Source organism: Marinobacter sp. LQ44 (genome assembly GCF_001447155.2).
Lineage (GTDB): Bacteria > Pseudomonadota > Gammaproteobacteria > Pseudomonadales > Oleiphilaceae > Marinobacter.
The window spans coordinates 3,127,590-3,150,826 of record NZ_CP014754.1; the positions used below are offsets into that span (position 1 = coordinate 3,127,590).

A 23,237-nucleotide genomic window follows, 5' to 3' on the forward strand; every position below is an offset into this window, starting at 1 on the left:
GTTCCGGCAATCAGTCTTGCTGTCGATGCGCGCTGAACTCAGTACAGACGCTCGAACTTACGCTGCTCACGCTGAAGCTTCTTGAGATGACGCTTAACGGCGGCAGCTGCTTTACGCTTACGAACAGCGGTCGGCTTCTCGTAGTGCTCACGACGACGTACTTCAGACAGTACACCGGCCTTCTCGCAGGAACGCTTGAAGCGACGCAGTGCTACATCAAACGGCTCATTCTCTTTCACTTTAACAGCTGGCATTCGAAAATCACCTACCTGATAGATTCGGTTTCAATTGGTTCCGCGGGCCTTGGCCATGCGGGCTCGATACCTGGTCAGATTGGCTAAAACTCGACCAGTGCATAATTTAGGGCGGCAATGATAGCCGCTGGATATGTTCAGGTCAATGACTGTTCAATGAAACTGCCGGAGCCTTTCGGGTTTCTGCTAAAATGCCGCCAGTTCCTCATTCCCATTTCGGACGCGGCCCAGACTATGCTGATTCTTGGTATTGAAACCTCCTGTGACGAAACCGGCGTTGCCCTGTATGACACCGAGCAGGGCTTGCTGGCCCACGCGCTGTTCAGCCAGATTGCTATGCATGCGGATTATGGCGGGGTAGTGCCTGAGCTGGCGTCCCGTGACCATGTTCGCAAACTGTTGCCGCTGTGTGACCAGGTATTGGCCAAGGCTGGCAGGGATCGTAGCGATCTTGAAGGGATAGCCTACACCGCCGGCCCCGGGCTGGTTGGGGCGCTGATGGTGGGTGGTTCCGTGGCCCATGCTCTGGGTTTCGCGCTGGGCATTCCGGTGCTGGGTGTTCACCACATGGAAGGGCATTTGCTGGCGCCAATGTTGGAAGACAACCCGCCAGCGTTTCCTTTTGTTGCTCTGCTGGTGTCCGGTGGCCACACCCAGCTGGTCCGGGTGGATGGTATCGGACAGTACCAGATGCTGGGAGAGTCGGTGGATGATGCTGCCGGCGAAGCCTTTGATAAAACCGCCAAGATGCTCGGGCTGGATTACCCGGGAGGCCCCCGGGTAGCAGCCTTGGCGGAAAAGGGCCGCGAGGGGATCTACCGTTTCCCCCGGCCAATGACGGATCGTCCCGGGCTGGATTTCAGCTTCAGCGGCTTGAAAACGTTTACCCTGAACACGGTGAACGATGCGAAAGATAACGATGCCTTCGATGAGCAGGTAAAAGCAGACATCGCCCTGGCATTTGAGGCGGCGGTAGTGGATACCCTGACTATCAAGTGCCGGAGGGCGTTGGAGCAAACCGGTTGCAAGCGCCTGGTTATTGCCGGTGGAGTAAGCGCCAACAAGCGGCTGCGGGCAGGGCTGGAAAAGATGACCGCGAAACTCAATGGCTCGGTGTTTTACGCCCGCCCGGAGTTCTGTACCGACAACGGCGCGATGATTGCGTATGCCGGTGCCCAGCGGCTCAAGAGCGGTCAAAGGGACGGTGAGCGCATTGTGTCTGTGCCGCGCTGGCCGATGAATACCTTGCCGCCGGTTAACGAGCCGCGGGCGAACGGCCTGGTTGATTAACCCGGCCGGGCTTCAGAGCCCGGTTTCCCGACCCTGGGCGAGGCGGATCAGGTTGTTGCGGTGGCGCACAACGATCAGCAGGGTCAGCAGCCCGAACAGTGGCAGGGTTTCCGGCTCAATCAGCGCGCTGATAACCGGCCCACTGGTAACCGCCACCAGGGAGGCCAGTGCTGAAATGCGCCAGCGCCACATGATCAGCAGCCAAAGCAGCGCCATGATACCGGTGGTCACCGGCGCCAACGCCAAACCGGCCCCGAGTGCTGTGGCCACGCCCTTGCCGCCTTTGAAACGATAGAACAAGGGAATCATGTGGCCGGTGACCGCGCACAGTGCCACCATGGCCTGAACCAGTATCGACATACCCGCAACGTGTGATAGCCACACTGGCAGCCAGCCTTTGAAGGCATCCAGTACCAGTGTAGCCACCGCCGGTTGCCAGCCACCGGCCCGGTATACGTTGGTGGCGCCGGGGTTGCCGGAGCCCAGGGCTCTTGGGTCAGGCAGGCGCCAGAGCCTGCATACCGGGATGGCAAACAGCACGGAGCCGGCCAGGTAGGCGCCGAAGCAGAGTGCGACAATCAGAACTGGGTTACTGGTCAGGTTCATGGCCATATCACGGGCGCGCAGACGGCGCCGGGTGTTCTGTGAGAAAATGCCCGCCCTGAAGCTCAGTACACAGGCAAACTCCCACACTATCGTTTGCCTGCACATTATTCAATCAGCCTTGAGTGGAACACACTGGGAGTCCGGTTTGGCAGAAGGTTTGGTAGACACAGTGCTCATCGAGGGCCTGGCAGTGGACACCGTGATCGGCGTTTACGATTGGGAGAGGGAAGTCACCCAGCGGATACTGGTGGATCTTGAAATGGCCTGGGACAACCGTGCGCCCGGGGCCAGCGACAATGTCGCCGATGCACTGGATTACGCGGCCGTTAGTGAGCGGGTGAGTGAATGCCTGCAAACCCTGAAACCCCAGCTGCTGGAACGGGCAGCGGAGGAGATTGCTGCGCTGTTGCAGTCGGAATTTGGTGTTCGCTGGCTACGGCTGACCCTGAACAAGCCCGGGGCCGTGCCGGCTGCGCGCTCCGTGGGCGTCCGGATTGTGCGGGGAACGCGGGCATGAGCCGGGTTTACATCAGTGTTGGTACTAACATCGAGCGATACCGCCATGTCACTGTGGCACTGGACGCGCTGGCAGGGTGGTTTGGAGATTTGACCATCTCGCCGGTTTACGAGAGTGAATCCGTCGGTTTTGAAGGTTCCGATTTCCTCAATCTGGTGGTGGGAATCGACACCGGGCTTTCGGTGGGAGAGCTGTCCCGCCGGTTCAAGCAGTTGGAAGCCGACAACGGCCGAGCCCGATCTGCGCCCAAATTCAGCCCTCGAACCCTGGATCTGGATATATTGACCTATGATGATTCTGTCGGGGTGGTCGACGGTGTCGAGCTGCCGAGGGCGGAGATTCTCAAGAACGCTTTCGTGTTGCGGCCGCTGGCAGACATTGCCGGGGCGGAAATGCATCCGGCCTGCCGGCAAACTTACCAGCAGCTCTGGCAGGACTACCAGCGTGACCAGCAGCTCTGGCCGGTCGACTTCAGCTGGCAGGGGCGCCAGATTTCACGGGCGGTTGGCTGACCTGAATAGCCGGATCATCTGGTCGGTGGCACTGTCGCCGGCGGTGCCTTCGAATTTATCCCCGAGCAGCCGGGGCAGGATCTGGTTGCCAATCTGCTTGCCCAGTTCCACGCCCCACTGATCAAAGCAATCGATATCCCAGATCACGCTTTGCACGAAGGTGCGGTGCTCATACAGCGCGATCACGGCCCCAAGGGTTGTCGGGGTAATCTTTTCCATCACCAGAATATTGCTGGGTTTATTGCCCGGGATTTCCTTGTGGGGCGCCAGTGCCTGCGCCGTGTCTTGGTCCATGCCCGCCTGTAACAGTTCCTGCTCCGCCTCGGCCCGGGTTTTCCCGGCCATCATCGCGCTGGCCTGGCTCAGGCAGTTGGCAAACAGGGTAGCGTGGTGATGTTCCACCGGGTTGTGAGACTGTAAAGGGATGATGAAGTCAGCCGGGATCAGCCGTGTGCCCTGGTGAATCAGCTGGTGGTAAGCGTGCTGGCCATTGGCGCCAACGCCGCCCCACAGGATTGGCCCGGTCTGGTAATCCACCGCGTTGCCGTTCTGGGTTACCCGCTTACCATTACTTTCCATATCCAGCTGTTGCAAGTGCTCAGGCAGATGCTTGAGGTATTCGTCATACGGTAGAACGGCGTGGCTCTGTGCATCCCAGAAGTTGTTGTACCAGACGCTCAGCATGGCCATGATCACTGGCAGGTTGCTGGCTGCTGGCTGTTCACGGAAGTGACAGTCCATCGCGTGAGCGCCCTCAAGCAGCGCCCGGAAGTGCTCCATGCCGATGGTCAGGGCAATGGGCAGGCCTATGGCCGACCAGAGTGAGTAGCGGCCCCCTACCCAGTCCCACATGGGGAAGATGTTGGTGCGGTCGATGCCAAACCGGATGGCTTCGTCCACGTTGGCGGTCACAGCCAGGAAATGCCGGGCCACCGCGGGCTTACTGCCGCTCTTATCGAGAAACCATTGGCGGGCCAGCAGGCTGTTATCCAGGGTTTCCTGGGTACGGAACGACTTCGACTGCACCAGGAATAAGGTGGTTTCCGGGTTCAGCGACCTCAAGGTTTCTGCGATGTCGGTGCCGTCGATGTTGGCGACAAAGTGGCAGTTCAGCTGGCCGTGCCAGAAAGGTTTCAGGGCTTCCACCACCAGTTTCGGGCCGAGGAACGAGCCGCCGATACCGATGCTCACCACGTCGGTAAAGGGTTTGTTGGTATAACCGGTATGGCGGCCCTCGGTGATGGCAGACACCAGCTCTGCCATTCTGTCGAGTGTGGCGTGTACTTCCGGAATAATGTTTTCACCGTGTACCCGAACGTCCTGGCCGCGGGGTTGGCGCAATGCCGTGTGCAGGGCGGGGCGGTTTTCCGTTCGATTGACGATGCCGCCATCAAACAGCGCATTTCGCTGCTGCACCAGGCCACAGGCCTGGGCCAGGTCCATCAGCGCGTTGAAGGTGGCATCGGTAAGCCGATTGCGGGAGAAGTCCAGGGTCAGACCGGCGCCGCTCACCAGGTACCGCTGGGCTCGCTGCGGGTCGTCCCTGAACAGATCCCGTATCGGCGTTCCGGCCAGCTGATCCTTGAATTGGGCCAGAACCCGCCATTCCGGAAGGTGAGTCAGTGGTGCCGGTTTGTCGAGCATCAGAGGTTCCTTGTCTGTTCGCCGCCGGACAGTCTTCAGGCGGTGGTTCCTGGTGTTATCGGGTGACGCTAAGGTTGTCGATTAGCCGGGTGGTCCCTAAAAACGCCGCGACCAGGAGTGTCAGCTCCCGATCTGATTCGATGGCAGGTTTCAGCGTCTGGCTATTCACAATGTTGAAATAGTCCGGGCGTAGCCCGGCCTTGGCCAGCGTGTCGTTCGCTTCCCGTGCCAGATCGTCAAAATCGGAGCGGCCCTGTTCCAGTTGCGCAGCCACGTTGGTCAACGTCTGATACACCACCGGCGCAATGGCTCTTTCCTCTTCATTGAGATAACCGTTCCGTGAGCTTTTCGCCAGCCCGTCCTCTTCGCGAACAGTGGGGGCGCCAATAATTTCAACCGGGATCATCAGGTCCCGGGTCAGTTTGCGGATGACGGCCAATTGCTGGAAATCTTTCTCGCCGAACACTGCCAGGTCGGGCTGAACCATGTTGAACAGCATGGTGACGACCGTTGCCACACCCTCGAAGTGCCCTGGCCGGCTGGCACCGCAGTGCCCTTCGCTGATTTCCGGCACAACCACTTTAGTTTGTCGGGCCAGACCTTCGGGGTAAATCTCGTCCGCCGAAGGCGCGAACACCAGGGTGTTGCCAGCGGCGGCCAGCTTGTCCTGGTCGTCGGCGAGTGTGCGGGGGTAAGTGTCCAGGTCTTCGTTGGCGCCGAACTGCATCGGATTGACAAAAATGCTGGTGACAACGATATCCGCTGCCTCTGCCGCCTTCCGTACCAGCGAAACGTGGCCCTCGTGCAGATTGCCCATGGTGGGCACCAGGCCAATGGTTTTACCCTGCTGCCGGTAGCTGCGCAGAATGGTTCGGAGCTCTTTGAGTGAATGTACGGTTCTCATGCCTTGAACGTATGCTCCTCGGCCGGAAATGAACGCGCCTTGACGGCCTGGGCGTAGGCGGCGATGGCCTCCGGAATAGAGTTGGTTTCCGCCAGGAAGTTCTTCACGAAGCGGGGTTTGCGGCCGGTGGTGATGCCCAGCATATCGTGCAGCACCAGTACCTGGCCGTCGGTGTCTGCGCCTGCGCCAATGCCGATCACCGGGGCCCGGACGGCCTGGGTGATGCGGGCCGCCAGAGGGGCGGGTACGCATTCCAGAAGGATGACATCGGCGCCGGCCGATTCCAGCTCGCAGGCATGCTCGATCATGGCTTCGGCAGCCTTTTCGTCACGGCCCTGAACCTTGTAGCCGCCAAACTTGTTGACGAATTGTGGCGTCAGCCCCAGGTGGGCGCACACCGGCACACCGCGCTCGCTAAGCGCTTCGATGGTGTCTTTCATCCAGTCGGTGCCTTCAAGCTTGACCATGTGGGCGCCGGCGCGCATGAGTTCTGCGGCGTTTTCCAGGGCATCGGTCACGGTGCCGTACGACATAAAGGGCATATCGGCCATGATCAGTGATCCCTGGTTGCCTTTGGCAACGCAGCTGGTGTGGTAAACCATCTGTTCCATTGTGACCGGCAGGGTGCTGTCATGCCCCTGCAGGACCATGCCCAGCGAATCACCAATCAGGATAACGTCAACGCCGGCCTCACTGACCACATGTGCGAAGGTGGCATCGTAGGAGGTCAGGGCCGAGAAGGCTTCGCCCTTTTGCTTGTATTCCCTCAGGGTATTGATGGTAACTGCCATAAGATCCTTGCCTTTTGGGTGGATGGGCCGGTTCTGGCTCGGGGTCGTCCGAGCTCAGAGCGATAGATTAATGCCGGGGTATATCGGACACAAGAGTAGCATGGGAGTCTGGCTTGGGGTCAGTGACTTCCGGCCTTTGGGGGCAATAATCGAAGCTGGTTGTCCGGGCATGCTTGTCGCAGTGTTTCAATGCTTCGGCCATCGGGCAGCACCAGCTCGGGATTCAGATCGAGCAGGGGCTGCAGCACGAAGTCCCGGTTGGCCAGCTCGGCATGGGGTACGGTCAGTCGCTCGTCGTGGATGCTGTCGTTGCCGTAAAGCAGCAGGTCAAGGTCCAGGGTTCGGGGCCCCCAGTGGCGCAGTCGCTCCCGGCCGTGAGCCTGTTCGATGGCTTGAAGATGATCCAGTAACTGGTGCGGCGTCAGCTCCGTGGACAATTGCACGGCGCCATTCACGAAGTCCGGTTGATCCTGGGGGCCAACCGGCCGGCTGGCATAGAAGGCAGACTGTGCCAGCAAGGTGGTGTCGGGCAGGCTGGCCAGTTCAGCAACCGCGCGTGCCAGCTGTGCGGTTGGGTCTTCCTGATTGCTGCCCAGCCCAACATAGGCCACGACAGTCATGCTTGCGGTGGCCTTTTGACCGGGCTGCGTTTGCGGCGCCGTTTGCGCGGGGCGTTGGCGGAGTCCAGCTCAGACAGCATTTTTTCCTGCCCCCGTTCGTCCAGGCGCTGGAATTCTGTCCACCAGTCGCCGAGGCCCGGTTCGATCTCGCCGGCGGACTCACGTACCAGCAGGAAATCGTAGGCTGCCCGGAAGCGCGGGTGGGTCAGCGTGCCAAAAGCCCGCTTGCCCTGGCGCCTGGGCAGGCGCATCTGCAGTTCCCAGATCTCTTTCATCGGGCCTGAGAAGCGTTTCGGAATGGCCGTGGCCTGCACCTGCCGGCCAATGACTTTGCCGATGGCGCCATGAAGGGCGGGCTGCACCGGGTCGCCATTATCCTGGCGGCGGCGCCATTCCACTTGTAGGGCCGGCCAGAGCATGGCGGCAAACAGGAAGTAAGGAGTGACGGATTTGCCCTGGGCAATCCGGGCGTCGGTATTGCGCAGTGCCTGGCGAATGAGTTCGTCGGATTCCCCGGCGTCGATGGCCTTGGCGGTTTCCGGGAACAAGGGCGCCAGTAGCCCGTACTCGCTGAGCAAGTCGTAGGTAGCTTCGCCATGGCCCGCCGAGAACAGCTTGAGCACTTCATCAAATAGCCGGGCCGATGGGATGTGAGTCAGCAGTGGCGCCAGTTCCCGGATGGGAGCTTCGGTGTCCGGTTCAATTTCGAAACCCAGTTTGGCGGCAAAGCGGATGGCGCGAAGCATGCGAACCGGGTCTTCACGGTAGCGGGTTTCCGGGTCACCGATCAGGCGGATCTGGCGATTTTTCAGATCGTCAACGCCGTTGGCGTAGTCGATGATGGTGAAGTTGCGGATGCAGTAGTAAAGCGCGTTGATGGTGAAGTCACGGCGCAGGGCGTCTTCTTCCTGGTTGCCGTAGACATTGTCGCGCAACAGCAGGCCATGCTCACTGGTTCTGTGCTCGTCGGCTGCCGGTTCGTCTTCGGTGTCCCGGGCGTTGCCCCTGAAAGTGGTCACCTCGATGATTTCCCGGCCGAATACCACATGCACAATCCGGAACCGGCGCCCGATCAGTCGGGAATTCCGGAACAGGTCGTGAACTTCCTCAGGGGTAGCATCGGTGGCAATGTCGAAATCCTTTGGCTGTCCGCCCAGGAGGATGTCGCGCACGCCGCCACCCACCAGATACGCTTCATAGCCGGCTTTGTTGAGCCGATGCAGGACTTTTCGTGCGGGCTCGCTGATCATCGAGCGGGACACGGTGTGCTGATCCCGGGGGATCTCCTGCCGCTGGTAGCGTCGGGCTTTCTTTTTCCCGTTGCCGGGAATGAAGGAGCGTAGTTTTTCTACAAGTCGTTTAGGCATGAAATTCCGTGATTGCGATGCGCAAAGACGGGGATTTTAACGGTTTGCGCAGGAATTGCACATGTTTAGGCAGAAACGGAAATAGAGAAGTTGATTTTTGTTCAGGGGGTGGGGCGGTCAGGATGAGTCTGTAGGCCAGATAATCAAAAGGCGGATTCGTTTCCACGAACCCGCCCTGAAAGCGTTGACGATCTGCATTGTTTTTGTTGTTGCCGGGATTCTTTTTGATTTTTCTACCCCACCGTGTTGTCCCAACAGTAAGGACATCAAATAACGCAAACGGAAAGCTTTGAATACATAGAGCGGTCAGGAGCAAAATGCGGGCTATGTTGGTAGGTGCAGTGCCGCTTCAGGAGCGATTCTTCTCTACATCTACAACTCGCACATGCCTGGGGACCACTAAAAAGCAAAGTACCCAAAACACTCAGTTCGCTTGCATCCTGTTTTTGTTTTTGTTGCTGGATGCTCATGCAGCTTTTTGTTTTTGTTTTGCCGCTGCGTTGTCACTTTTGTTTTTGTTGTTGTGCGCTAATAAGGGTGCGAAGGCTGTGCCAGTTTTTGAAAATCTTTAATTAACAGTGGGTTAGGTTTTTGTGAGAAATAAGTGTTACCCCGTATACGTCTAAAGTGTTACCCGCCTCGCGTAACCTGAGTCGGAAGTGTTACCTTGGGGAACGCCTGGTAACAAATGATTTTGGATTCATTTCTTTGTTCAGGAACTTTTCTTGCGGGGAATACCCAAACGCTGGCGCCGTTCCCACAGAGATTTCCGGCTGATGCCCAGCTTCTGGGCCAGCTCGGTTTCGCTCATCCGGTCCTGGTTCTCCAGCACAAAATGCTGAAAGTAGTCTTCCAGAGACAGGTCGTTGGCGGAGTCTGGCTCACGGGTGCGGGTCTGCTCGTTGTTGCCTTCTACCAGGGTTTCCGGAATGTACTCGTCACTACCCTCGTTATCGAGGTCCAGCACTGCGGGGGTAATGATGTCGCCGTCGGTGAGAATGGAGGCCCGTTCGATGGCATTTTCCAGCTCCCGCACGTTACCTGGCCAGCGGCACCGCTCCAGCGCCTGCATGGCCTCCGGGCTGAGACTGAGCTCCGGCCGTCCTAGCTTCTCTGCCTGCCGCTTAAGGAAACGGCGGGCCAGGCCCAGAATGTCTGACCGGCGTTCTCGCAGGGGCGGAATTCGGATTTGCATTACGTTAAGCCGGTAATACAGGTCTTCCCGGAATTCTCCGGTGCGGGTCATTGCTTTCAGGTTACGGTGGGTTGCGGCTATCATGCGCACATCCACTTTCCGGCTCTGGGTAGAGCCGACCTTGCGGATCTCGCTTTCCTGCAGCACTCGCAACAGCCGGGCCTGGGCTTCTGCCGGCAGTTCGCCGATCTCATCAAGGAACAGGCTGCCGCCATCGGCGGCCTCAATCAGACCGGTGCGGGCGGAAACCGCACCGGTGAATGCGCCTTTCTCATGGCCGAACAGCTCCGATTCAATCAGGCTCTCGGGAATGGCCGCGCAGTTCACTGAAATCAACGGTTTGGTGGCCCTGGGGCTGAGCAGATGCAGAGCCCTGGCCGCCAGTTCCTTGCCGGTGCCGGACTCGCCCTGTATCAGGACGGTGGTCTCGGTCGGGGCCACCTTGCGAATCAGAGTGAACACTTTCTGCATGGGTTCGCACCGGCCATACATGATGGCTGCCGGGTCGGACTCGGTCGCCTGGTGCTGCCCGGTGTTCTCGCCGCTGGCAGACTGATCCGGCTGTGCACTCTGGCGGGCCAGGATGTTCTCCACGGCTGCAAGCATTTCATCGTGATCAAAGGGCTTGGCAATGTAGTCCACGGCGCCAAGTTTCATGGAGTCCACCGCGGAGCGCAGACTGGCATAGCTGGTCATGATCAGCACCGGGGTGTTGGGCGCCCGGTTGATCATCTCGGTACCCGCGGCGCCGGGCAGGCGCAGATCGGTGATGATCAGGTCAAAGCCGTCCGGTTCCAGGTTGTCCGCTTCCTCTACGGAGACGGCATCCGCCACTTCGTAACCGGCGTGCTGCAGCAGCTTGCGGACCGCGGAGCGGATGATGTCTTCATCTTCAACTATCAGAATACGGGGCATATCGCGTTCACGACCTTTCGTTCGGGGTGCTGTTGCCGGTATCGGTGTCTGGCTCGTAGGCGGGCAGGCGTAACCTTACACAGGTTCCCCGCTGGCGTTCGGTATCTGCCGGGCTTTCCACCTGTACGTTGCCATAGTGTTCTTCAACAATGCTATACACCAGTGAAAGCCCAAGGCCCGTACCTTTGTTCGGTGCTTTGGTGGTGTAAAACGGTTCAAAGATATGGTCCAGCTGGTCAGCGGGAATGCCGGTGCCTTCGTCAATCACTTCGATGATAGCGGAGTAGCCATCGCCCTTTCCACTGACCCGGATGGTACCGCCGTCTGGCGAGGCATCCCGGGCGTTGGCCAGGAGGTTGACGAAGACCTGCACCAGGCGTTGCTCATCCCCCAGTATCTGCAGGTTTTCCGGGCACTCGTTCCGGTACTGGATGCCCATGCCCTTGTCACTCAGCGACAACAGGTTGATGGATTCTTCCACGCAGCGGTGGATGCTGACCGGCTCATAGCGGTTGGCATGGGCGTGGTTGCCGGTTCGGGCAAAGTTCATCAGTGACTGCAATATGGCGGAGATGCGTCGGGTTTGCTGCTGTATCTGGTCTGCGGTTTCCAGGATGGACGGGTCGTCGGTTTCCAGTTTCAGGTTCTGGGCCAGCGACGAAATACCGGTGACCGGGTTGCCAATCTCGTGCGCAACACCGGCGGCCAGTCGGCCCACGGAGGCCAGCCGTTCACTGTGCATCAGCTCGTCTTCCAGTAATCGGGTTTCGGTCTGGTCTTCCACCAGAATGATCGAGCCACCTTCCGGATGGTCCGGCCCGCTCAGGGCAGCCTTATGAAGGTTCAGCCAGTGGGGCTTGCCCCGCAGGTCGAGCCGGTGCTTGTAACGGTGCAGGTCGTCGCCCCGGTTGAAGTCGTCCAGCAGGGTATGCCAGTGCTCCGGCAGGGCCATCAGTTTGGCGCCGACCACCTCGTCGGCAGAAATGCCAGTGAGCGATTCGATGGCGTGGTTCCACATCAGGATTTCGCCATCCTCACCGACAGAGCAGGCGGGTATCGGCAGGTTCTGCAGGGTCTGCCGGTAGTGGCGCCGCAAGTTGTCGAGCTCCCCGGCCAGGCCGGTAAGCTGGTTCTGGTAGTCGCCCAGCGCCCGCTCCACATAGCGGATGTCCTGGCCGGTGCCGCCGTGGGTCAGGGGTTTGAAGCCCAGATGGCGTTTGACAATATCCCTGGCTACGGCGGGGCCCAGCAAGCCCGACAGGTTGATTTCAACCTGATCCCGCAGGCGCCTGAGCTGGTAGGGGCGAAACTCCACGTTGGGCAGCTTTAATTGCCCCAGTGCACGCTCTACTTCCCGTCGGGCCACGGTCGGGCCCAGCGGGTCGGTCAGATGTTGAACGAAGTCGTTGGAGGATGTTGCCAGCAGTTCCCTGCGCTGTGGGCGAGACAGCGCACCCAGGGAGCAGGCCTGTGCCGCGCTGGTTTCTTCCGGAGACGCGGGGCTCAGGATTGAGACCAGTGCAAACACCGAAATGTTGGCCGTCAGGCTGATGAAAGTGAACAGGTGCCAATTGTCATAACCCGGGGTGACCGGAAGATCCAGCCAGGACAGCAGGTCGGCGGCGTAGGAAAACGGCAGCACCAGGGTGGTCATCCAGATGGCCAGGCCGGTCAGCAGTCCGGCGATCAGACCGCGCCGGTTGCCCTCCGGCCAGTAGATAACGCCGAGGGCGCCTGGTAGCAGCTGCAAGGTGCCGGAGAGCGAGATGGCTCCGAGGATGGACAGGTCCAGGTTCTGGCCAATGGTTTCGTGGAACAGCAGCGCCAGAAACAGGATAACGGCAATGAGCAGGCGTTTTACCCACTGCAGCCATTGATAGATGTCGCCCTGGTCTTTGGGAGTTTTCAGGGGCAGCACAACATGGTTGAGAACCATGCCCGACAGCGCCAGGGTGCTGACGATCATCAGCCCGCTGGCGGCGGAAAGCCCTGCGATATACATCAACAGTGTTAGCGCCGGGCTCTCCAGTGCCTGGGCCACCCCGATACTGAAAAACGCCTGGGGCACAACAACACCCAGGGCCTGGCCGGCCCAGACAATCAGGGGCACTGGCAGGCCAAGCAGTAGCAGATACAGGGGCAGGCCCCAGCTGGCTTTCGCCAGGGCCCTTGGCGAGGGGTTCTCGCTGAAGGTCATATGGTACATGTGCGGGAGGACCAGCGCGGCGGCAAACGACATCAGCAGCAGGGCCCGCCAGCTGCCATCATTGATCGCCATGGTCATGGTTGCCTCGGGGTGTGAGGCCCGGGCCAACCATTCTTCAAGCCCGTCGGTGCCGCCAAACACTCCAAACAATACCACACCACCCAGTACCAGCAGGGCAACCACCTTGACCAGGGAGTCAAAGGCGATGGCCAGCACCAGCCCCTGATGGTTGCCAGAGCTCTGGTGCCGGCGTGCGCCAAAGAGCATGGTGAACAGCACGACGATCAGGCTGAACATCACGCTGATGGCTTTGGGCGAGGTGTCAGGCGCGAGCAGGGACGCCGATACCGCAACAGCCTGAATCTGCATGCTCAGCAGCGCCAGAATGGCGGCGGCTGAGCAGAGTGTCACCAGGGTGCCGGCCCACTGGCTGCGATAACGATAGGCAAAGAGGTCAGCCAGGGACGTCAGTTGATAAGCGCGGCCGATGCGCAAGATCGGGTTCAGCAACACCGGCGCCAGCAGAAAGGCCCCGGAGATACCCAGATAGTAAGCCAGAAAGCCGTAACCGGATTCCGCCGCCATGCCGATGGCGCCGTAGACTGCCCAGATGCCGGCGTAGACGCCAAGGCTCAGGGTATAAACCAGAGGATGCCGTACCCACTGACGCAGCAGGGTGCCCCGCTCGGTACTCCAGGCAATGCCGAACAACAGAATCAGGTACAGGAGGCTGGCCAGTAGCAGGCCGCTGGCGCTAAAACTCATTGGGGTCTCGCCGCCATTCAAGCCAGAAACCGATGGCAATCAGGCCACCCCAGATCACATAGGGGCTATACCAGGCGTTGTCTGGTGAGGTCCACCAGTCCAGGATGTTGGGAGAAAAAATATAAATGGCCAGTACCAGCAAAAAGACCAGGCGGTAGATATACATCGGCTCAGTGGTCCGGACGCAAGTGTGTGTTTGGGGTTATACCACGGGCCTGCCGGGATGTCAGGGGGATGGCGTGCCGGCGCCAGTTTTCCCGGCCCCAGGCGAGCACATCGTCCACCGTTGCCTGCACAAGCGCGGGCGGAGGCTGTTGGCCAAGGGCTGCCAGTGCGTTGACCAGGTTGGCGGCGGGCTGCTGATCATCCAGTGCCGGAGCGTGGGTCTGTTTGCTCAGCTTCTGGCCCTGATCGTTCACGACGACCGGTATATGCAGCCACTGTGGTGACTGGGCACCAAGAGCCCGGAAAATCTGTTGCTGCTGGGCGGTCATGTCCAGTAAGTCGGAGCCCCGCACCACGTGGCTGATGTTCTGGTCTATATCGTCCACCACCACGGCCAGTTGGTAGGCGTAGAAGCCTTCCTTGCGCAGTAGCACCGGGTCGTCCAGCTCTGCAGCTACTCGCTGTTGTTGCTCGCCCAGCAGCAGATCCTGCCAGTGGCTGACTTCGTCGGTCAGGGCAAATCGAATGGCGTAGGGGGTATCTCCAGGTGCTGGATGGCCATCTCGGCAGTGGTCCGGATGATAACCGCCGTGCTTTTGGAGCAGTTTTCGGGAGCACCGGCACCGATAGGCTTTATGCCGCGCCAGAAGCTGGCCAATGGCGGCCTGGTAGGCGTCGTGACGCCGGGACTGAAATCGCACCGGTTCGTCGGGAAGCAGGCCGTGGCAATCCAGGGAATGGAGAATCCGGCCGGTGGCCTCGGGGGGCTCCCTCAGCGGGTCCAGGTCTTCGATGCGAACCAGCCAGTCGCCACCGGCAGTGCGGGCTTCCAGCCAACTGGCCAGGGCAGTTACAAGAGAGCCGAAATGCAGCGGTCCTGTCGGGGAAGGGGCAAAACGCCCACGGTACCGTGGTTGCTCCATAGAGACTCAGCAAGCCGGCAGCTCATGCGGCCGGCTATCGGTGGGGCTCAGATGCCGGTCTGGCGCTCGCGGATTTCCGCCAGGGTCTTGCAGTCAATGCACAGGGTGGCCGTCGGGCGCGCTTCCAAACGACGAATGCCGATCTCCACGCCGCACTGATCGCAGAAACCGTAGTCGTCTTTGTCGATGCGGTCGATGGTTTGGTCGATCTTTTTGATCAGCTTGCGCTCGCGATCCCGGGTGCGCAGTTCCAGGCTGAATTCTTCTTCCTGGGTTGCACGGTCACTGGGATCCGCGTAATTTGCGGCGTCTTCCTGCATGTGGTGCATGGTGCGGTCCACTTCTTCCATCAGCTCCTGTTTCCACTGCAGGAGCAGATTTTTGAAGTGCTGCAGCATGTCAGCACTCATGTAGTCTTCACCCTTTTTCATTTCATAAGGGGTGAAATTGGTAAAACGTTCGCGTGGTTGTTCTGCAGTGTTTGCCATTGAACCCGGCCTCTTGTTTGTACTACTACAAGAACGCTTTGCTTCCGCCGCGCCAGCACGGTTGCTGCGCGGTTTAACCCTGGATAAAAGCATTCGTCCTGAAACGGGAATTTGCGGAAAATAGCAGATTAGTCTCAGGGTGGCCAGCCTTGTGACAACGACTTTTTGCGGAGAGCACATGAAGTTTGCTGAACCTTTGGTGGAAGGGCGCCTGATTCGACGCTACAAACGCTTCCTTGCCGATGTGCGATTGCCCAATGGCGAGGAAGTGACGGCGCACTGCCCGAACACCGGCTCTATGCTGGGTTGCCAGCCCGATAACGCCAGGGTCTGGCTGAGCCGTAGCGATAATCCCAAGCGCAAGTTGAAGTATACCTGGGAGCTGGTGGAAACCGCCCCTGCGGTATTTGCCTGCGTGAATACCGCCCGCCCCAACGCCCAGGCTCGGGAGGCCATTGAAGCCGGGCGGGTGCCGGAGCTGGCCGGTTACTTAGAATGCCGGGCCGAGGTGCGTTACGGTGATGAGAAAAGCCGGATCGATTTGCTGTTGTCGGGTCATCCGGCACGGCCAGACGCCTGGGTGGAGGTGAAGAATGTCACGCTGGCAGAGGGATCGAACGGGTATTTCCCGGATGCGGTGACCGAACGGGGTCAGAAGCACCTGAGGGAACTGATGGCGCAGGTGGGAAAAGGCGACCGGGCGGTTCTGTTGTTCGTGGTCAACCACACCGGGATCGACGTTGTGCGCCCAGCGGATCACATTGACGCCCGTTACGGTGAGTTACTGCGTCAGGCGCAGGCCGCAGGGGTTGAGGTATTGGCTTATCGTGCCGCGCTTGCAGGGCCGGACGGCAATCCGGGTGGCAGGCTGGAGCTGACCGAAGCGGTGCCGTTCAGTCTCCGAGCCTGACTTCGATATGGTCACCCTGCTGGCGCACCTCCAGGGCGGTCAAGGCATCGCCCTGGCAGGGCCCGGCAATGCACTCGCCGGTGCCGGGCTTGAACAGCGCGCCATGAGTCGAGCACTGGATAAACAGGTTGTCGGCGTCCATGAATTTACCTGGCATCCAGTTCAGTTCAATGCCCAGGTGGGGGCAGATGTTCAGGTAGGCTTTCGGCTCGTTACCATCCAGAAACACAAAGCCAGTCAGGGGCATGCCTTCCGGTTCACGGGCCTTCTGTTTCAGTCGGAATTCAATAAACCGGCCTGGAACCAGCTCCGTTGCAGGACAAACGGTCTGCCAGGGATGGTTCTGTTCCGTCATTTCGGCAGCAGGGCGTAGCGCATCCGGGTGCCGTGATTCAAAGACATCACGATTTCGTCGGCCTCCAGGCGATGGGGAAAATAGCAGCCGGAGATCTTGGCACTGGCGATGCTGGCACCCTCCATCCGGGATTTGGAAAAATCGATGCCGCGCAGGTCTGCGCCCCGGAAGTAAGCGTGCCGTAAATCCAACCCTTTGGCGTCCAGGCCGCGTAAATCCAGCCCCCGGAAGTCGCCATGGGCAAAACTGGGCAGCTCGCTCAGTTTTGCTTTCTCAGCATTGAACGCCTTGATGTCTTCGCTGCGCAGAATTTCATACAGCGGGTGATCAATCTGATGCAGTTCGTGTTCCTGAATGTCGTCCATCTCACACCTCGAATGGAATGATGCCAAGCGTATGCAGGTAAGTTTAGACGCTTTGGCTCGGTGACAAGCCAAAGTGCTGCCGAATTCGGTCTGCGACCGCTTCAGCTACATGCTCCTGGTCGGTATGCAGGTGCACGGTGTGGGTTTTCTCCTCCACCGTCAGTGGCTCGAACCAGCTTTGCTGTGCATCCAGCAGTTCTTCGGTGGCTTCCGAGGCATCGCCTTTGCGTTTGCGCACCCACTCCCGCCTAAGGTGTTCCGGGGCCTCGCAGTGCAGCAGGGCAAAGGGCACGCCCTGGGTCTCGGCGACCTTGGCGAAGAGCGTGCGTTCGCGCTCTTTCAGGCAGGCTGCATCCACGATGACGGAAAGCCCGGAGGCCAGCAGGTCCTGGGCCAGATTGGCGAGGTGCTGATAAGTCTGTTCGGTGACTTCCGGGCTGTACAGGTCCGTGCCAACGCCGGATTTGCTGTCGTCCAGCGGTCCGAGGCCGTGCAGCCGTTTGCGCTCAACATCTGAGCGCAGTCTGATCAGGTTCAGCTCACCGGCCATGGCAGCACTGACGCAGGTTTTGCCACTGGCCGACAGACCGGTGGTGGCCAGCAGGTAATGGTTTGGGATCTCGCCGTAATCTTCCGCCAATTGGGCGTAATCCCGGTATCGTTGCATCAGGCCGGCTCTTTCGTCCTCGCCCAGGCTTGGGTTAGCCATGGTGAACAGGGCGATTTTGGCCCGGACCATCGCCCGGTAAGCCTTGTAGAGCGGGAGCAGGGCCAGAGCTTCGAAATCGCCCCGGTATTCCAGATAGCTGTTCAGCACCAGGTTGGCCAGCAGCGGTTCCCGGCGGGATTCCAGGTCCATCAGCAGAAACGCCAGATCGTTGATGACATCAATCCAGCGGAACGGCTCATTGAATTCGATGCAGTCGAACACCGTGACCTGATCGTTGAACACCGTAATATTGGCCAGGTGCAAGTCGCCATGGCATTCCCGCACCATGCCCTTGGCCCTGCGGCTGGTAATCAGCTCCCGGTGCCGTTCGAAGGTGGTCCGGGTCCATTCTTCCAGGTTGTCCAGTTGCAGCAGCAGGGTGTTGTCGTCCAGCATCGGGCGAATCTGCTCGAAGTTTTCCTGCATCGCGGCGTACACCGCGTCCGGGGTGCCCAGGGGTTTATCGTCGGCAACGGCAGGCAAGCTATCGTGGAACAGCGCTACCTGGCGGGCCAGGTTGGTGAGCATCTCCGGTGGCAGGTCGCCGCGCTCCTGGCGCTTGTCGAACAGCTGGTCCTGGTCGAACTGGCGCATGCGGATGGCGTATTCAAAGGCTTCTCCCTCACCGCCGATGACAGGTTGCTCTGGTGTGCCGGTGATGGGCAGCACCTCCAGGTAAAGCTCGGATGCCAGGCGGCTGTTGAGTCGGAGTTCTTCCTCGCAGAAGTGCTTGCGGCGCGCCAGAGTGGAGAAGTCCAGAAAGCCGAAATCCATCGGTTTTTTGATCTTGTAGGCGTAGCTGCCGGTCAGCAACACTTGTGAAATGTGGGTTTCAATCACTTGAAAGCCCTGTACCGGGTGGTCATACAGCTCCGGGTTTTGCAGTGCCTTGATCAGTGTTTCCGATGGGGTCGCGCTCACGGTATGCTCCTGGTTCCCTGAACTCATTGATTTTTATCGCTCTGTTCTGATTGGCCTACTATAACGGGCGGATTACAGAAATAACACACAACAGACCTGCCGAAGGGACCGCCGGCTTCGTTATAATCCGGCCATGACCAAATCTCGTTCCCCCCGTAAAAAATCGTCCAAATCCAGGCCGGCGGCCAAACGCAGCGGTTTCTGGCGTTTTCTGTTTCGCGTCGGGGCCCTGGGGCTGGTGCTTCTGGCCGGCTGGATGGTGTATCTGGATGCGGTCGTAACCTCTCGTTTTGAGGGCCGCCGTTTCGAAGTGCCGTCCCGTGTCTACGCTCGGCCGTTAGAGCTTTATGATGGCGCAAGCGTGAGCGCGGCAGGTCTTGCTCGTGAGCTGGAACTGGCAGGATACCGGGCTGGGGACGGCGTTCGGGCTGGGACGTATCAGCGAAATGGCGGGCGGTTTCTGATCAGCGCCCGTGGTTTTCGTTTCCCCGACGGTGAAGAGCCCAGGCGCCGGCTTTCACTGGTGGTGTCGGGAGACCGTGTTCAGTCGTTTTCGGTGGTCGCTGGCCCGGATTCTCCGATTGTCCGGCTGGAGCCCGCTCGGATTGGCGGTATTTACCCCTCTCACCGGGAGGACCGGGTGCTGGTTCGGCTGGATGAGGTACCGGAACTGTTGCCCCTTGGCCTGATGGCCATCGAAGATCGCCAGTTTTACGAGCATCACGGCGTTGCGCCCCTGTCTATTGCCCGGGCCATGCTGGCCAATATTAAAGCCGGGCAGATTGTGCAGGGTGGCAGTACCCTGACGCAGCAACTGGTGAAGAACTTTTTCCTGACCCGTGACCAGACCCTGGTACGCAAAGGTAACGAAGCCTTGATGTCGATTCTGCTGGAGTGGCACTACGAGAAAGACGACATTCTGGAAACCTACCTGAATGAGGTTTATCTCGGACAGGCCGGTAACCGCAGCATCAATGGCGTTGGCCTGGCCAGCCAGTTTTTCTTTGGCGAACCCCTGAAAGACCTGGACGTTCATCAGATCGCCCTGTTGATCGGTATGGTCAAAGGCCCCAGTTACTACAATCCGCGCCGACACCCGGAGCGCGCCAAGGCTCGGCGAGACCTGGTACTGACGGAAATGGCCGAAGCCGGGCTGATCAACGCTGACGAGTTGGCCCGAGCCACCCGCCAGCCCTTGGGGGTGAGCGCCCGGCCGTCCTATACCGACAACCGTTACCCGGCGTATATAGATCTGGTGCGCCGGCATCTGGCGCGGGATTACCGGGAAGAAGACCTGCAAAGCGAAGGTTTGCGCATCTTCACGACCCTGGACCCGGCGGTTCAGGATGCGTCGGAAAAGGCGGTTCGCGATACCTTGCCGAGACTTGCCCGTGGTGACACCCGCGAGGCTCTGGAGGCGGCCCTGGTGGTCACTGCCAAGGACACCGGCGAGGTGTTGGCGTTGGTAGGCGGTAAAGACCCGGAGTTTGCCGGTTTCAACCGTGCGGTGGACGCCCGCCGGCCCATTGGCTCGCTGATCAAACCCTTCACCTACCTGGCGGCCTTGGAGCAGGCCGACCGGTATACCCTGATTACACCGGTTCAGGACCGCGCCTTTACCCTGGAGTTTGACGACGGGCGGTTGTGGCAGCCCAAGAACTTTGACGGTGAGGAACGTGGTGAGGTGCCCCTGCACCTGGCCCTGTCCCGATCCTACAACCTCCCGGCGGTGCGGGTTGGGCTGGATGTCGGTATCCCGCGTGTGCAACAAGTGTTACGGGCGTTTGGAGTAACCACACCGATCTCAGACTATCCCTCGTTGCTTCTGGGGTCTATGTCGTTGACGCCGGCGGAAGTGGCCCAGCTCTATCAGGGGCTGGCCACCTCCGGTTTCAACACACCCTTGCGGACCATTCGGGAAGTGACCGATGCCCACAACGAGCCATTGTCTCGCTACAACCTGAAGGTCGACCGGGTTGCCGATCCCGCTGCCGTGCACCTGGTGCAGTACGCCATGCAGGAAACCATGCAGGAGGGCACCGGCCGCTCCGCTTACCTTAAGCTACCAGATCGGCTTACCCTGGCCGGAAAGACCGGCACAACAGACCAGGGCCGGGACTCCTGGTTCGCCGGTTTCAGTGGTGACTATCTGGCAGTCGCCTGGGTTGGGCGAGACGATAACGGCCCCACGGTATTGACCGGCGCTTCTGGTGCCCTGCCGGTGTGGTCTGCAATGATGGCTCAGCTGCCACAGCATGGCTTTTCCCCAGTCATGCCGGACGGTGTCCAGTATCATTGGGTCAATGCCCGGGAGCAGGCATTGACCGGAGAGGGATGTGAAGACGCCCGTCTGGTGCCATTTATCGCCGGCAGTGAGCCCCGGCAGCGTCTGGATTGCGAAGGTCAGTTTGGGCGGCAAATACGCAGTTGGTTTGAAGGATTGTTCCGATGAATAAAACAACGATTACCCGCGCCGGTTGCCTGGCCATGGCTCTCGGCCTGGCCGGTTGCGCCGGCGGTCCCGGTGGTGGCTCCATCTATGTACCTATGGGAGGCGACGATCGCTCGAGTGCACCGGAACCGCCACGAAGCGCGGAACCGCAAAACGAGACTGAACCCCAGGTATGGCGCAAGAGCGAGCAGCCCCAGGTGCGCGAGCCGGAGGCGCCCGCCACTCGTTCGCCCAGTTATCGGGAGTCCGGTGACGAGCTGCCGGCCGCGGCGGTCAGCCTGATCCGTGATGCCGACCAGCGCCTGGCGCAGGGGGATTCTGCCGGTGCTATCGCCCGCCTGGAGCGGGCACAACGCATAGCGCCGCGTTCCTCAGAGGTTTATTTCAAGCTGGCGGAAGCCTATGTGTCTGGTGACAATCTGGGGGCGGCCGAACAGTTCACCCTGAAAGGTCTGTCGCTGGCGGGTAACGATTCGAGGATGCAGCGTTCGGGTTGGTTGCTGCTGGCGGATATTCGCCGGGCCAGGGGTAATGTGGCCGGGGCCGATCAGGCTGAGGCCCGTGCCGGGGCGTTGTGATAGAAGAATGCCAGGAGAGCAAAGGCCGTCCCTGGCCTTTGCGTCAATGCTGTCTTATCAAATCTGCAGCGGAATGGGGTCAGCCACGGTGGTTTCGCCGGCGATGACGTCGAGGGTCTGGGTGCCCTCAAACTCGATGTCGTCGTCGGTCTCGTTATCATCCAGCTGGCAGCTGTAGCTGATGGTGTAGGTGCCTTCGGTGAGGAAGGCGGCGGTCCACTCATACAGATCACCATCTTCCTGCTCGGTGACCGGAACCACCATCAGCGGATTGAGGCCTTCCCGCTCGACGTTCAGATCTACCGGTTCGTCTATCTCGCCCGCGTAGACATAGACGGCGCCGTCATAGTTCGGGCTGCAGTCGAGCCGCCCCGGGTTGTCATTGCGAGCTTGCAGGATGGTGGCGTAATCCACTTCTCCCGTCAGCTTACCCACTTCCAGGTTGTTGACCAGGCGAAGTACCGGCTTGAGCATATAATCTCCGAGTGCCCGGCCCTGGGGGTCAACGATGGATTTGCGAACATCGAAGTCGATAGTGAAGCTCTGGCTGGTGTCGGCGGCCACAATGAAGTTGCCTTTCAGTTTCAGGCCGCTTTGCTCGCCGGAGGGAACCCCCAGGGTGTAACGGGCATCACCTTCGGACTCCCGGGTGACCCAGGACTGCTCGGTGTCGACAATCAGGCGGATTTCCTCGTATTCACCGGCGGGCACTTCCTCATCGGTGATCAACGGCTGGGTTACGCCGCCCTGGAGGGTGAGCAGATCGATGATACCCACTTCGTCAAGGCTGAACTCCTGCCACTGTCCATCCACTGGTTTGAGCCGGATGGCATTGAACGCCACGTTCACGCTGCTCAGGTCCATGGTCGGGGCGTCGGTGAGCCCCATGGATACGGTGCCAGTCTGCCCTGAAGAATCGCTGCCACTGCCACCACAGGCGGCCAGCGCGGCGGCGAGGGCGGAGACCGTCAAAACTTGGGTTGAACGCTTCATAAATCCTCCGGTTCGTATCCTTATTCGGTGTTTATCCGGCGTTGTCATCGCCAGTACTGGTTTCACGCTCCGGAACGGCGCCGGGTTCCTCGTGGTTTGATTAACATTTGCACATGACCTGGTCATAATCGGCCGAGAAGTGCACGGCTGGCAGGGCTGGTATAGACTGCGTGCTTTCGCAACCCATGATCAGGCAGTACTTTTTGGCCATTCTTCCGTTTCGTCCATCCGCCCAAAAGCGATTCCAGCGCCTGGTGCAGCCGCACCTGACGGCGTTGCACAGCTTTGCCTATCGATTGACCGGTAGCCTTCAGGACGCCGAAGATCTGGTGCAAGATGTGGTGGTGAAGCTCTATCCGCGCCTGGATGAGCTGGAATCCGTGGATCAGCTTCGGCCGTGGTTGAACCGCGTGCTGTACCGCCAGTTTATCGACTCGGTGAGAAAGAAGGGGCGCCAGGCCGATCGCCCGGTAAGCGAGTTGATGGAGGCCGAGAGCCAATCGGATTGGCTCGACAGCCAGATGTCGGACGATCAGTCGCCCGAACTGGAACTCAGCAAAGAACGGCTTGGCCCAATGCTCGACCGGGCGCTGGAACAGATGTCGCCAGACCAGCGCACTCTGCTGTTGCTTCATGATGTGGATGGCTGGCGCCAGGAAGATGTGGCCGAGGTGTTGGGAGTGCCCATTGGAACCGTCAAATCCCGGCTGCATCGCAGTCGGGCTGCCTTGAGGAGGCATCTTCAGTTGGCCGTGGAACCAGATGATGATTCCGGGCGTCTGGAACATTGAG

23 protein-coding genes are annotated in these 23,237 nt (G+C 59.8%); 7 read left to right on the forward strand and 16 right to left on the reverse strand.

Features of this window, described 5'->3' with window-relative positions:
- Nucleotides 1-38: 38 nt before the first annotated feature.
- Nucleotides 39-254 (reverse strand): 30S ribosomal protein S21, encoded by a 216-nt coding sequence (gene rpsU, locus ASQ50_RS14295; protein WP_007153483.1) that lies wholly within the window; start codon nt 252-254, stop codon nt 39-41.
- Nucleotides 255-488: 234 nt separating this feature from the next.
- On the opposite strand from rpsU, the gene tsaD reads away from it, so the two are divergent.
- Complete coding sequence (gene tsaD, locus ASQ50_RS14300) at nt 489-1,544, forward strand: tRNA (adenosine(37)-N6)-threonylcarbamoyltransferase complex transferase subunit TsaD (RefSeq protein ID WP_058090723.1); 1,056 nt, start codon at nt 489-491, stop codon at nt 1,542-1,544.
- Between the two features lie 12 nt (nt 1,545-1,556).
- On the opposite strand, the gene plsY is transcribed toward tsaD, so the two are convergent.
- Nucleotides 1,557-2,150, reverse strand: coding sequence for a glycerol-3-phosphate 1-O-acyltransferase PlsY (gene plsY, locus ASQ50_RS14305; protein WP_058090724.1), 594 nt, complete (start codon nt 2,148-2,150; stop codon nt 1,557-1,559).
- Nucleotides 2,151-2,295: 145 nt separating this feature from the next.
- On the opposite strand from plsY, the gene folB reads away from it, so the two are divergent.
- Together folB and folK (ASQ50_RS14315) are read left to right on the forward strand one after the other, a co-directional pair.
- On the forward strand, nt 2,296-2,667 hold the full coding sequence (gene folB, locus ASQ50_RS14310) for a dihydroneopterin aldolase (RefSeq protein ID WP_058090691.1): 372 nt from the start codon (nt 2,296-2,298) through the stop codon (nt 2,665-2,667).
- On the forward strand, nt 2,664-3,179 hold the full coding sequence (gene folK, locus ASQ50_RS14315) for a 2-amino-4-hydroxy-6-hydroxymethyldihydropteridine diphosphokinase (protein WP_058090692.1): 516 nt from the start codon (nt 2,664-2,666) through the stop codon (nt 3,177-3,179). The genes folB and folK (ASQ50_RS14315) overlap by 4 nt, the downstream gene beginning before the upstream one ends.
- Here the strand turns inward: folK (ASQ50_RS14315) and pgi are convergent.
- The 10 genes from pgi to dksA all read right to left on the reverse strand — a co-directional run bounded on the left by pgi (nt 3,162) and on the right by dksA (nt 15,162).
- The gene (gene pgi / locus ASQ50_RS14320) at nt 3,162-4,823 is read right to left on the reverse strand and encodes a glucose-6-phosphate isomerase (protein WP_058090693.1); all 1,662 of its coding nucleotides are present in this window, start codon (nt 4,821-4,823) and stop codon (nt 3,162-3,164) included. The two genes, folK (ASQ50_RS14315) and pgi, sit on opposite strands and share 18 nt — an antisense overlap.
- A gap of 55 nt (nt 4,824-4,878) precedes the next feature.
- Nucleotides 4,879-5,727 (reverse strand): pantoate--beta-alanine ligase, encoded by an 849-nt coding sequence (panC, locus tag ASQ50_RS14325; protein WP_058090694.1) that lies wholly within the window; start codon nt 5,725-5,727, stop codon nt 4,879-4,881.
- Nucleotides 5,724-6,518 carry a 3-methyl-2-oxobutanoate hydroxymethyltransferase gene (gene panB / locus ASQ50_RS14330; protein ID WP_058090695.1) on the reverse strand — a complete coding sequence of 265 codons (795 nt, stop codon included), beginning with the start codon at nt 6,516-6,518 and terminating at the stop codon, nt 5,724-5,726. Before panB ends, panC begins: the two co-directional genes overlap by 4 nt.
- A 119-nt stretch (nt 6,519-6,637) precedes the next feature.
- A complete protein-coding gene (gene folK, locus ASQ50_RS14335) occupies nt 6,638-7,138 on the reverse strand; it encodes a 2-amino-4-hydroxy-6-hydroxymethyldihydropteridine diphosphokinase (protein WP_058090696.1) in 501 nt (166 codons plus the stop codon).
- Nucleotides 7,135-8,505, reverse strand: coding sequence for a polynucleotide adenylyltransferase PcnB (gene pcnB / locus ASQ50_RS14340; protein ID WP_058090697.1), 1,371 nt, complete (start codon nt 8,503-8,505; stop codon nt 7,135-7,137). The genes folK (ASQ50_RS14335) and pcnB overlap by 4 nt, the downstream gene beginning before the upstream one ends.
- Before the next feature lie 712 nt (nt 8,506-9,217).
- Entirely contained in the window at nt 9,218-10,615 is a 1,398-nt protein-coding gene (locus tag ASQ50_RS14350) for a sigma-54-dependent transcriptional regulator (protein WP_058090699.1), read from the reverse strand.
- A gap of 7 nt (nt 10,616-10,622) precedes the next feature.
- Complete coding sequence (locus ASQ50_RS14355; RefSeq protein WP_058090700.1) at nt 10,623-13,586, reverse strand: ATP-binding protein; 2,964 nt, start codon at nt 13,584-13,586, stop codon at nt 10,623-10,625.
- Nucleotides 13,576-13,752, reverse strand: a complete 177-nt coding sequence (locus ASQ50_RS21240; protein WP_058090701.1) for a hypothetical protein — start codon at nt 13,750-13,752, stop codon at nt 13,576-13,578. The genes ASQ50_RS14355 and ASQ50_RS21240 overlap by 11 nt, the downstream gene beginning before the upstream one ends.
- 4 nt (nt 13,753-13,756) lie before the next feature.
- Nucleotides 13,757-14,674 (reverse strand): tRNA glutamyl-Q(34) synthetase GluQRS, encoded by a 918-nt coding sequence (gluQRS, locus tag ASQ50_RS14360; protein ID WP_058090702.1) that lies wholly within the window; start codon nt 14,672-14,674, stop codon nt 13,757-13,759.
- A gap of 47 nt (nt 14,675-14,721) precedes the next feature.
- Complete coding sequence (gene dksA, locus ASQ50_RS14365) at nt 14,722-15,162, reverse strand: RNA polymerase-binding protein DksA (protein WP_058090703.1); 441 nt, start codon at nt 15,160-15,162, stop codon at nt 14,722-14,724.
- Between the two features lie 178 nt (nt 15,163-15,340).
- Here dksA and sfsA point away from each other — a divergent pair, with 178 nt between their 5' ends.
- Complete coding sequence (sfsA, locus tag ASQ50_RS14370; RefSeq protein ID WP_058090704.1) at nt 15,341-16,072, forward strand: DNA/RNA nuclease SfsA; 732 nt, start codon at nt 15,341-15,343, stop codon at nt 16,070-16,072.
- On the opposite strand, the gene ASQ50_RS14375 is transcribed toward sfsA, so the two are convergent.
- From ASQ50_RS14375 to ASQ50_RS14385, 3 genes are read right to left on the reverse strand one after another with little or no spacing between them, the layout of a single operon-like run.
- Nucleotides 16,056-16,427, reverse strand: a complete 372-nt coding sequence (locus ASQ50_RS14375; RefSeq protein WP_058090705.1) for a Rieske (2Fe-2S) protein — start codon at nt 16,425-16,427, stop codon at nt 16,056-16,058. The two genes, sfsA and ASQ50_RS14375, sit on opposite strands and share 17 nt — an antisense overlap.
- Nucleotides 16,424-16,792 (reverse strand): pentapeptide repeat-containing protein, encoded by a 369-nt coding sequence (locus ASQ50_RS14380; protein WP_058090706.1) that lies wholly within the window; start codon nt 16,790-16,792, stop codon nt 16,424-16,426. Before ASQ50_RS14380 ends, ASQ50_RS14375 begins: the two co-directional genes overlap by 4 nt.
- Nucleotides 16,793-16,835: 43 nt before the next feature.
- Nucleotides 16,836-18,422 carry an AAA family ATPase gene (locus ASQ50_RS14385; RefSeq protein WP_197492694.1) on the reverse strand — a complete coding sequence of 529 codons (1,587 nt, stop codon included), beginning with the start codon at nt 18,420-18,422 and terminating at the stop codon, nt 16,836-16,838.
- Nucleotides 18,423-18,555: 133 nt separating this feature from the next.
- Between ASQ50_RS14385 and mrcB the strand changes: the two genes are divergently transcribed.
- Nucleotides 18,556-20,874 (forward strand): penicillin-binding protein 1B, encoded by a 2,319-nt coding sequence (gene mrcB, locus ASQ50_RS14390; protein WP_058090708.1) that lies wholly within the window; start codon nt 18,556-18,558, stop codon nt 20,872-20,874.
- Entirely contained in the window at nt 20,871-21,452 is a 582-nt protein-coding gene (locus ASQ50_RS14395; protein WP_058090709.1) for a tetratricopeptide repeat protein, read from the forward strand. Before mrcB ends, ASQ50_RS14395 begins: the two co-directional genes overlap by 4 nt.
- Before the next feature lie 57 nt (nt 21,453-21,509).
- On the opposite strand, the gene ASQ50_RS14400 is transcribed toward ASQ50_RS14395, so the two are convergent.
- On the reverse strand, nt 21,510-22,445 hold the full coding sequence (locus ASQ50_RS14400; RefSeq protein WP_058090710.1) for a DUF4382 domain-containing protein: 936 nt from the start codon (nt 22,443-22,445) through the stop codon (nt 21,510-21,512).
- Between the two features lie 203 nt (nt 22,446-22,648).
- Here ASQ50_RS14400 and ASQ50_RS14405 point away from each other — a divergent pair, with 203 nt between their 5' ends.
- The gene (locus ASQ50_RS14405) at nt 22,649-23,236 is read left to right on the forward strand and encodes an RNA polymerase sigma factor (RefSeq protein WP_227513179.1); all 588 of its coding nucleotides are present in this window, start codon (nt 22,649-22,651) and stop codon (nt 23,234-23,236) included.
- Nucleotide 23,237 lies beyond the last annotated feature (1 nt).

Excerpts from the sequence above, each read along its gene's own strand:
- pgi (WP_058090693.1), bottom strand. The coding sequence starts at position 4,823 with ATGCTCGACAAACCGGCACCACTGACTCACCTTCCGGAATGGCGGGTT.
- ASQ50_RS14350 (WP_058090699.1), bottom strand. The coding sequence starts at position 10,615 with ATGCCCCGTATTCTGATAGTTGAAGATGAAGACATCATCCGCTCCGCG.
- ASQ50_RS14395 (WP_058090709.1), top strand. The coding sequence starts at position 20,871 with ATGAATAAAACAACGATTACCCGCGCCGGTTGCCTGGCCATGGCTCTC.
- ASQ50_RS14355 (WP_058090700.1), bottom strand. The coding sequence starts at position 13,586 with ATGAGTTTTAGCGCCAGCGGCCTGCTACTGGCCAGCCTCCTGTACCTG.
- rpsU (WP_007153483.1), bottom strand. The coding sequence starts at position 254 with ATGCCAGCTGTTAAAGTGAAAGAGAATGAGCCGTTTGATGTAGCACTG.
- sfsA (WP_058090704.1), top strand. The coding sequence starts at position 15,341 with ATGAAGTTTGCTGAACCTTTGGTGGAAGGGCGCCTGATTCGACGCTAC.
- panB (WP_058090695.1), bottom strand. The coding sequence starts at position 6,518 with ATGGCAGTTACCATCAATACCCTGAGGGAATACAAGCAAAAGGGCGAA.
- folK (WP_058090696.1), bottom strand. The coding sequence starts at position 7,138 with ATGACTGTCGTGGCCTATGTTGGGCTGGGCAGCAATCAGGAAGACCCA.
- panC (WP_058090694.1), bottom strand. The coding sequence starts at position 5,727 with ATGAGAACCGTACATTCACTCAAAGAGCTCCGAACCATTCTGCGCAGC.
- ASQ50_RS14400 (WP_058090710.1), bottom strand. The coding sequence starts at position 22,445 with ATGAAGCGTTCAACCCAAGTTTTGACGGTCTCCGCCCTCGCCGCCGCG.
- tsaD (WP_058090723.1), top strand. The coding sequence starts at position 489 with ATGCTGATTCTTGGTATTGAAACCTCCTGTGACGAAACCGGCGTTGCC.
- ASQ50_RS14375 (WP_058090705.1), bottom strand. The coding sequence starts at position 16,427 with ATGACGGAACAGAACCATCCCTGGCAGACCGTTTGTCCTGCAACGGAG.
- plsY (WP_058090724.1), bottom strand. The coding sequence starts at position 2,150 with ATGAACCTGACCAGTAACCCAGTTCTGATTGTCGCACTCTGCTTCGGC.
- ASQ50_RS14380 (WP_058090706.1), bottom strand. The coding sequence starts at position 16,792 with ATGGACGACATTCAGGAACACGAACTGCATCAGATTGATCACCCGCTG.
- mrcB (WP_058090708.1), top strand. The coding sequence starts at position 18,556 with ATGACCAAATCTCGTTCCCCCCGTAAAAAATCGTCCAAATCCAGGCCG.
- folK (WP_058090692.1), top strand. The coding sequence starts at position 2,664 with ATGAGCCGGGTTTACATCAGTGTTGGTACTAACATCGAGCGATACCGC.
- ASQ50_RS21240 (WP_058090701.1), bottom strand. The coding sequence starts at position 13,752 with ATGTATATCTACCGCCTGGTCTTTTTGCTGGTACTGGCCATTTATATT.
- pcnB (WP_058090697.1), bottom strand. The coding sequence starts at position 8,505 with ATGCCTAAACGACTTGTAGAAAAACTACGCTCCTTCATTCCCGGCAAC.
- dksA (WP_058090703.1), bottom strand. The coding sequence starts at position 15,162 with ATGGCAAACACTGCAGAACAACCACGCGAACGTTTTACCAATTTCACC.
- gluQRS (WP_058090702.1), bottom strand. The coding sequence starts at position 14,674 with ATGGAGCAACCACGGTACCGTGGGCGTTTTGCCCCTTCCCCGACAGGA.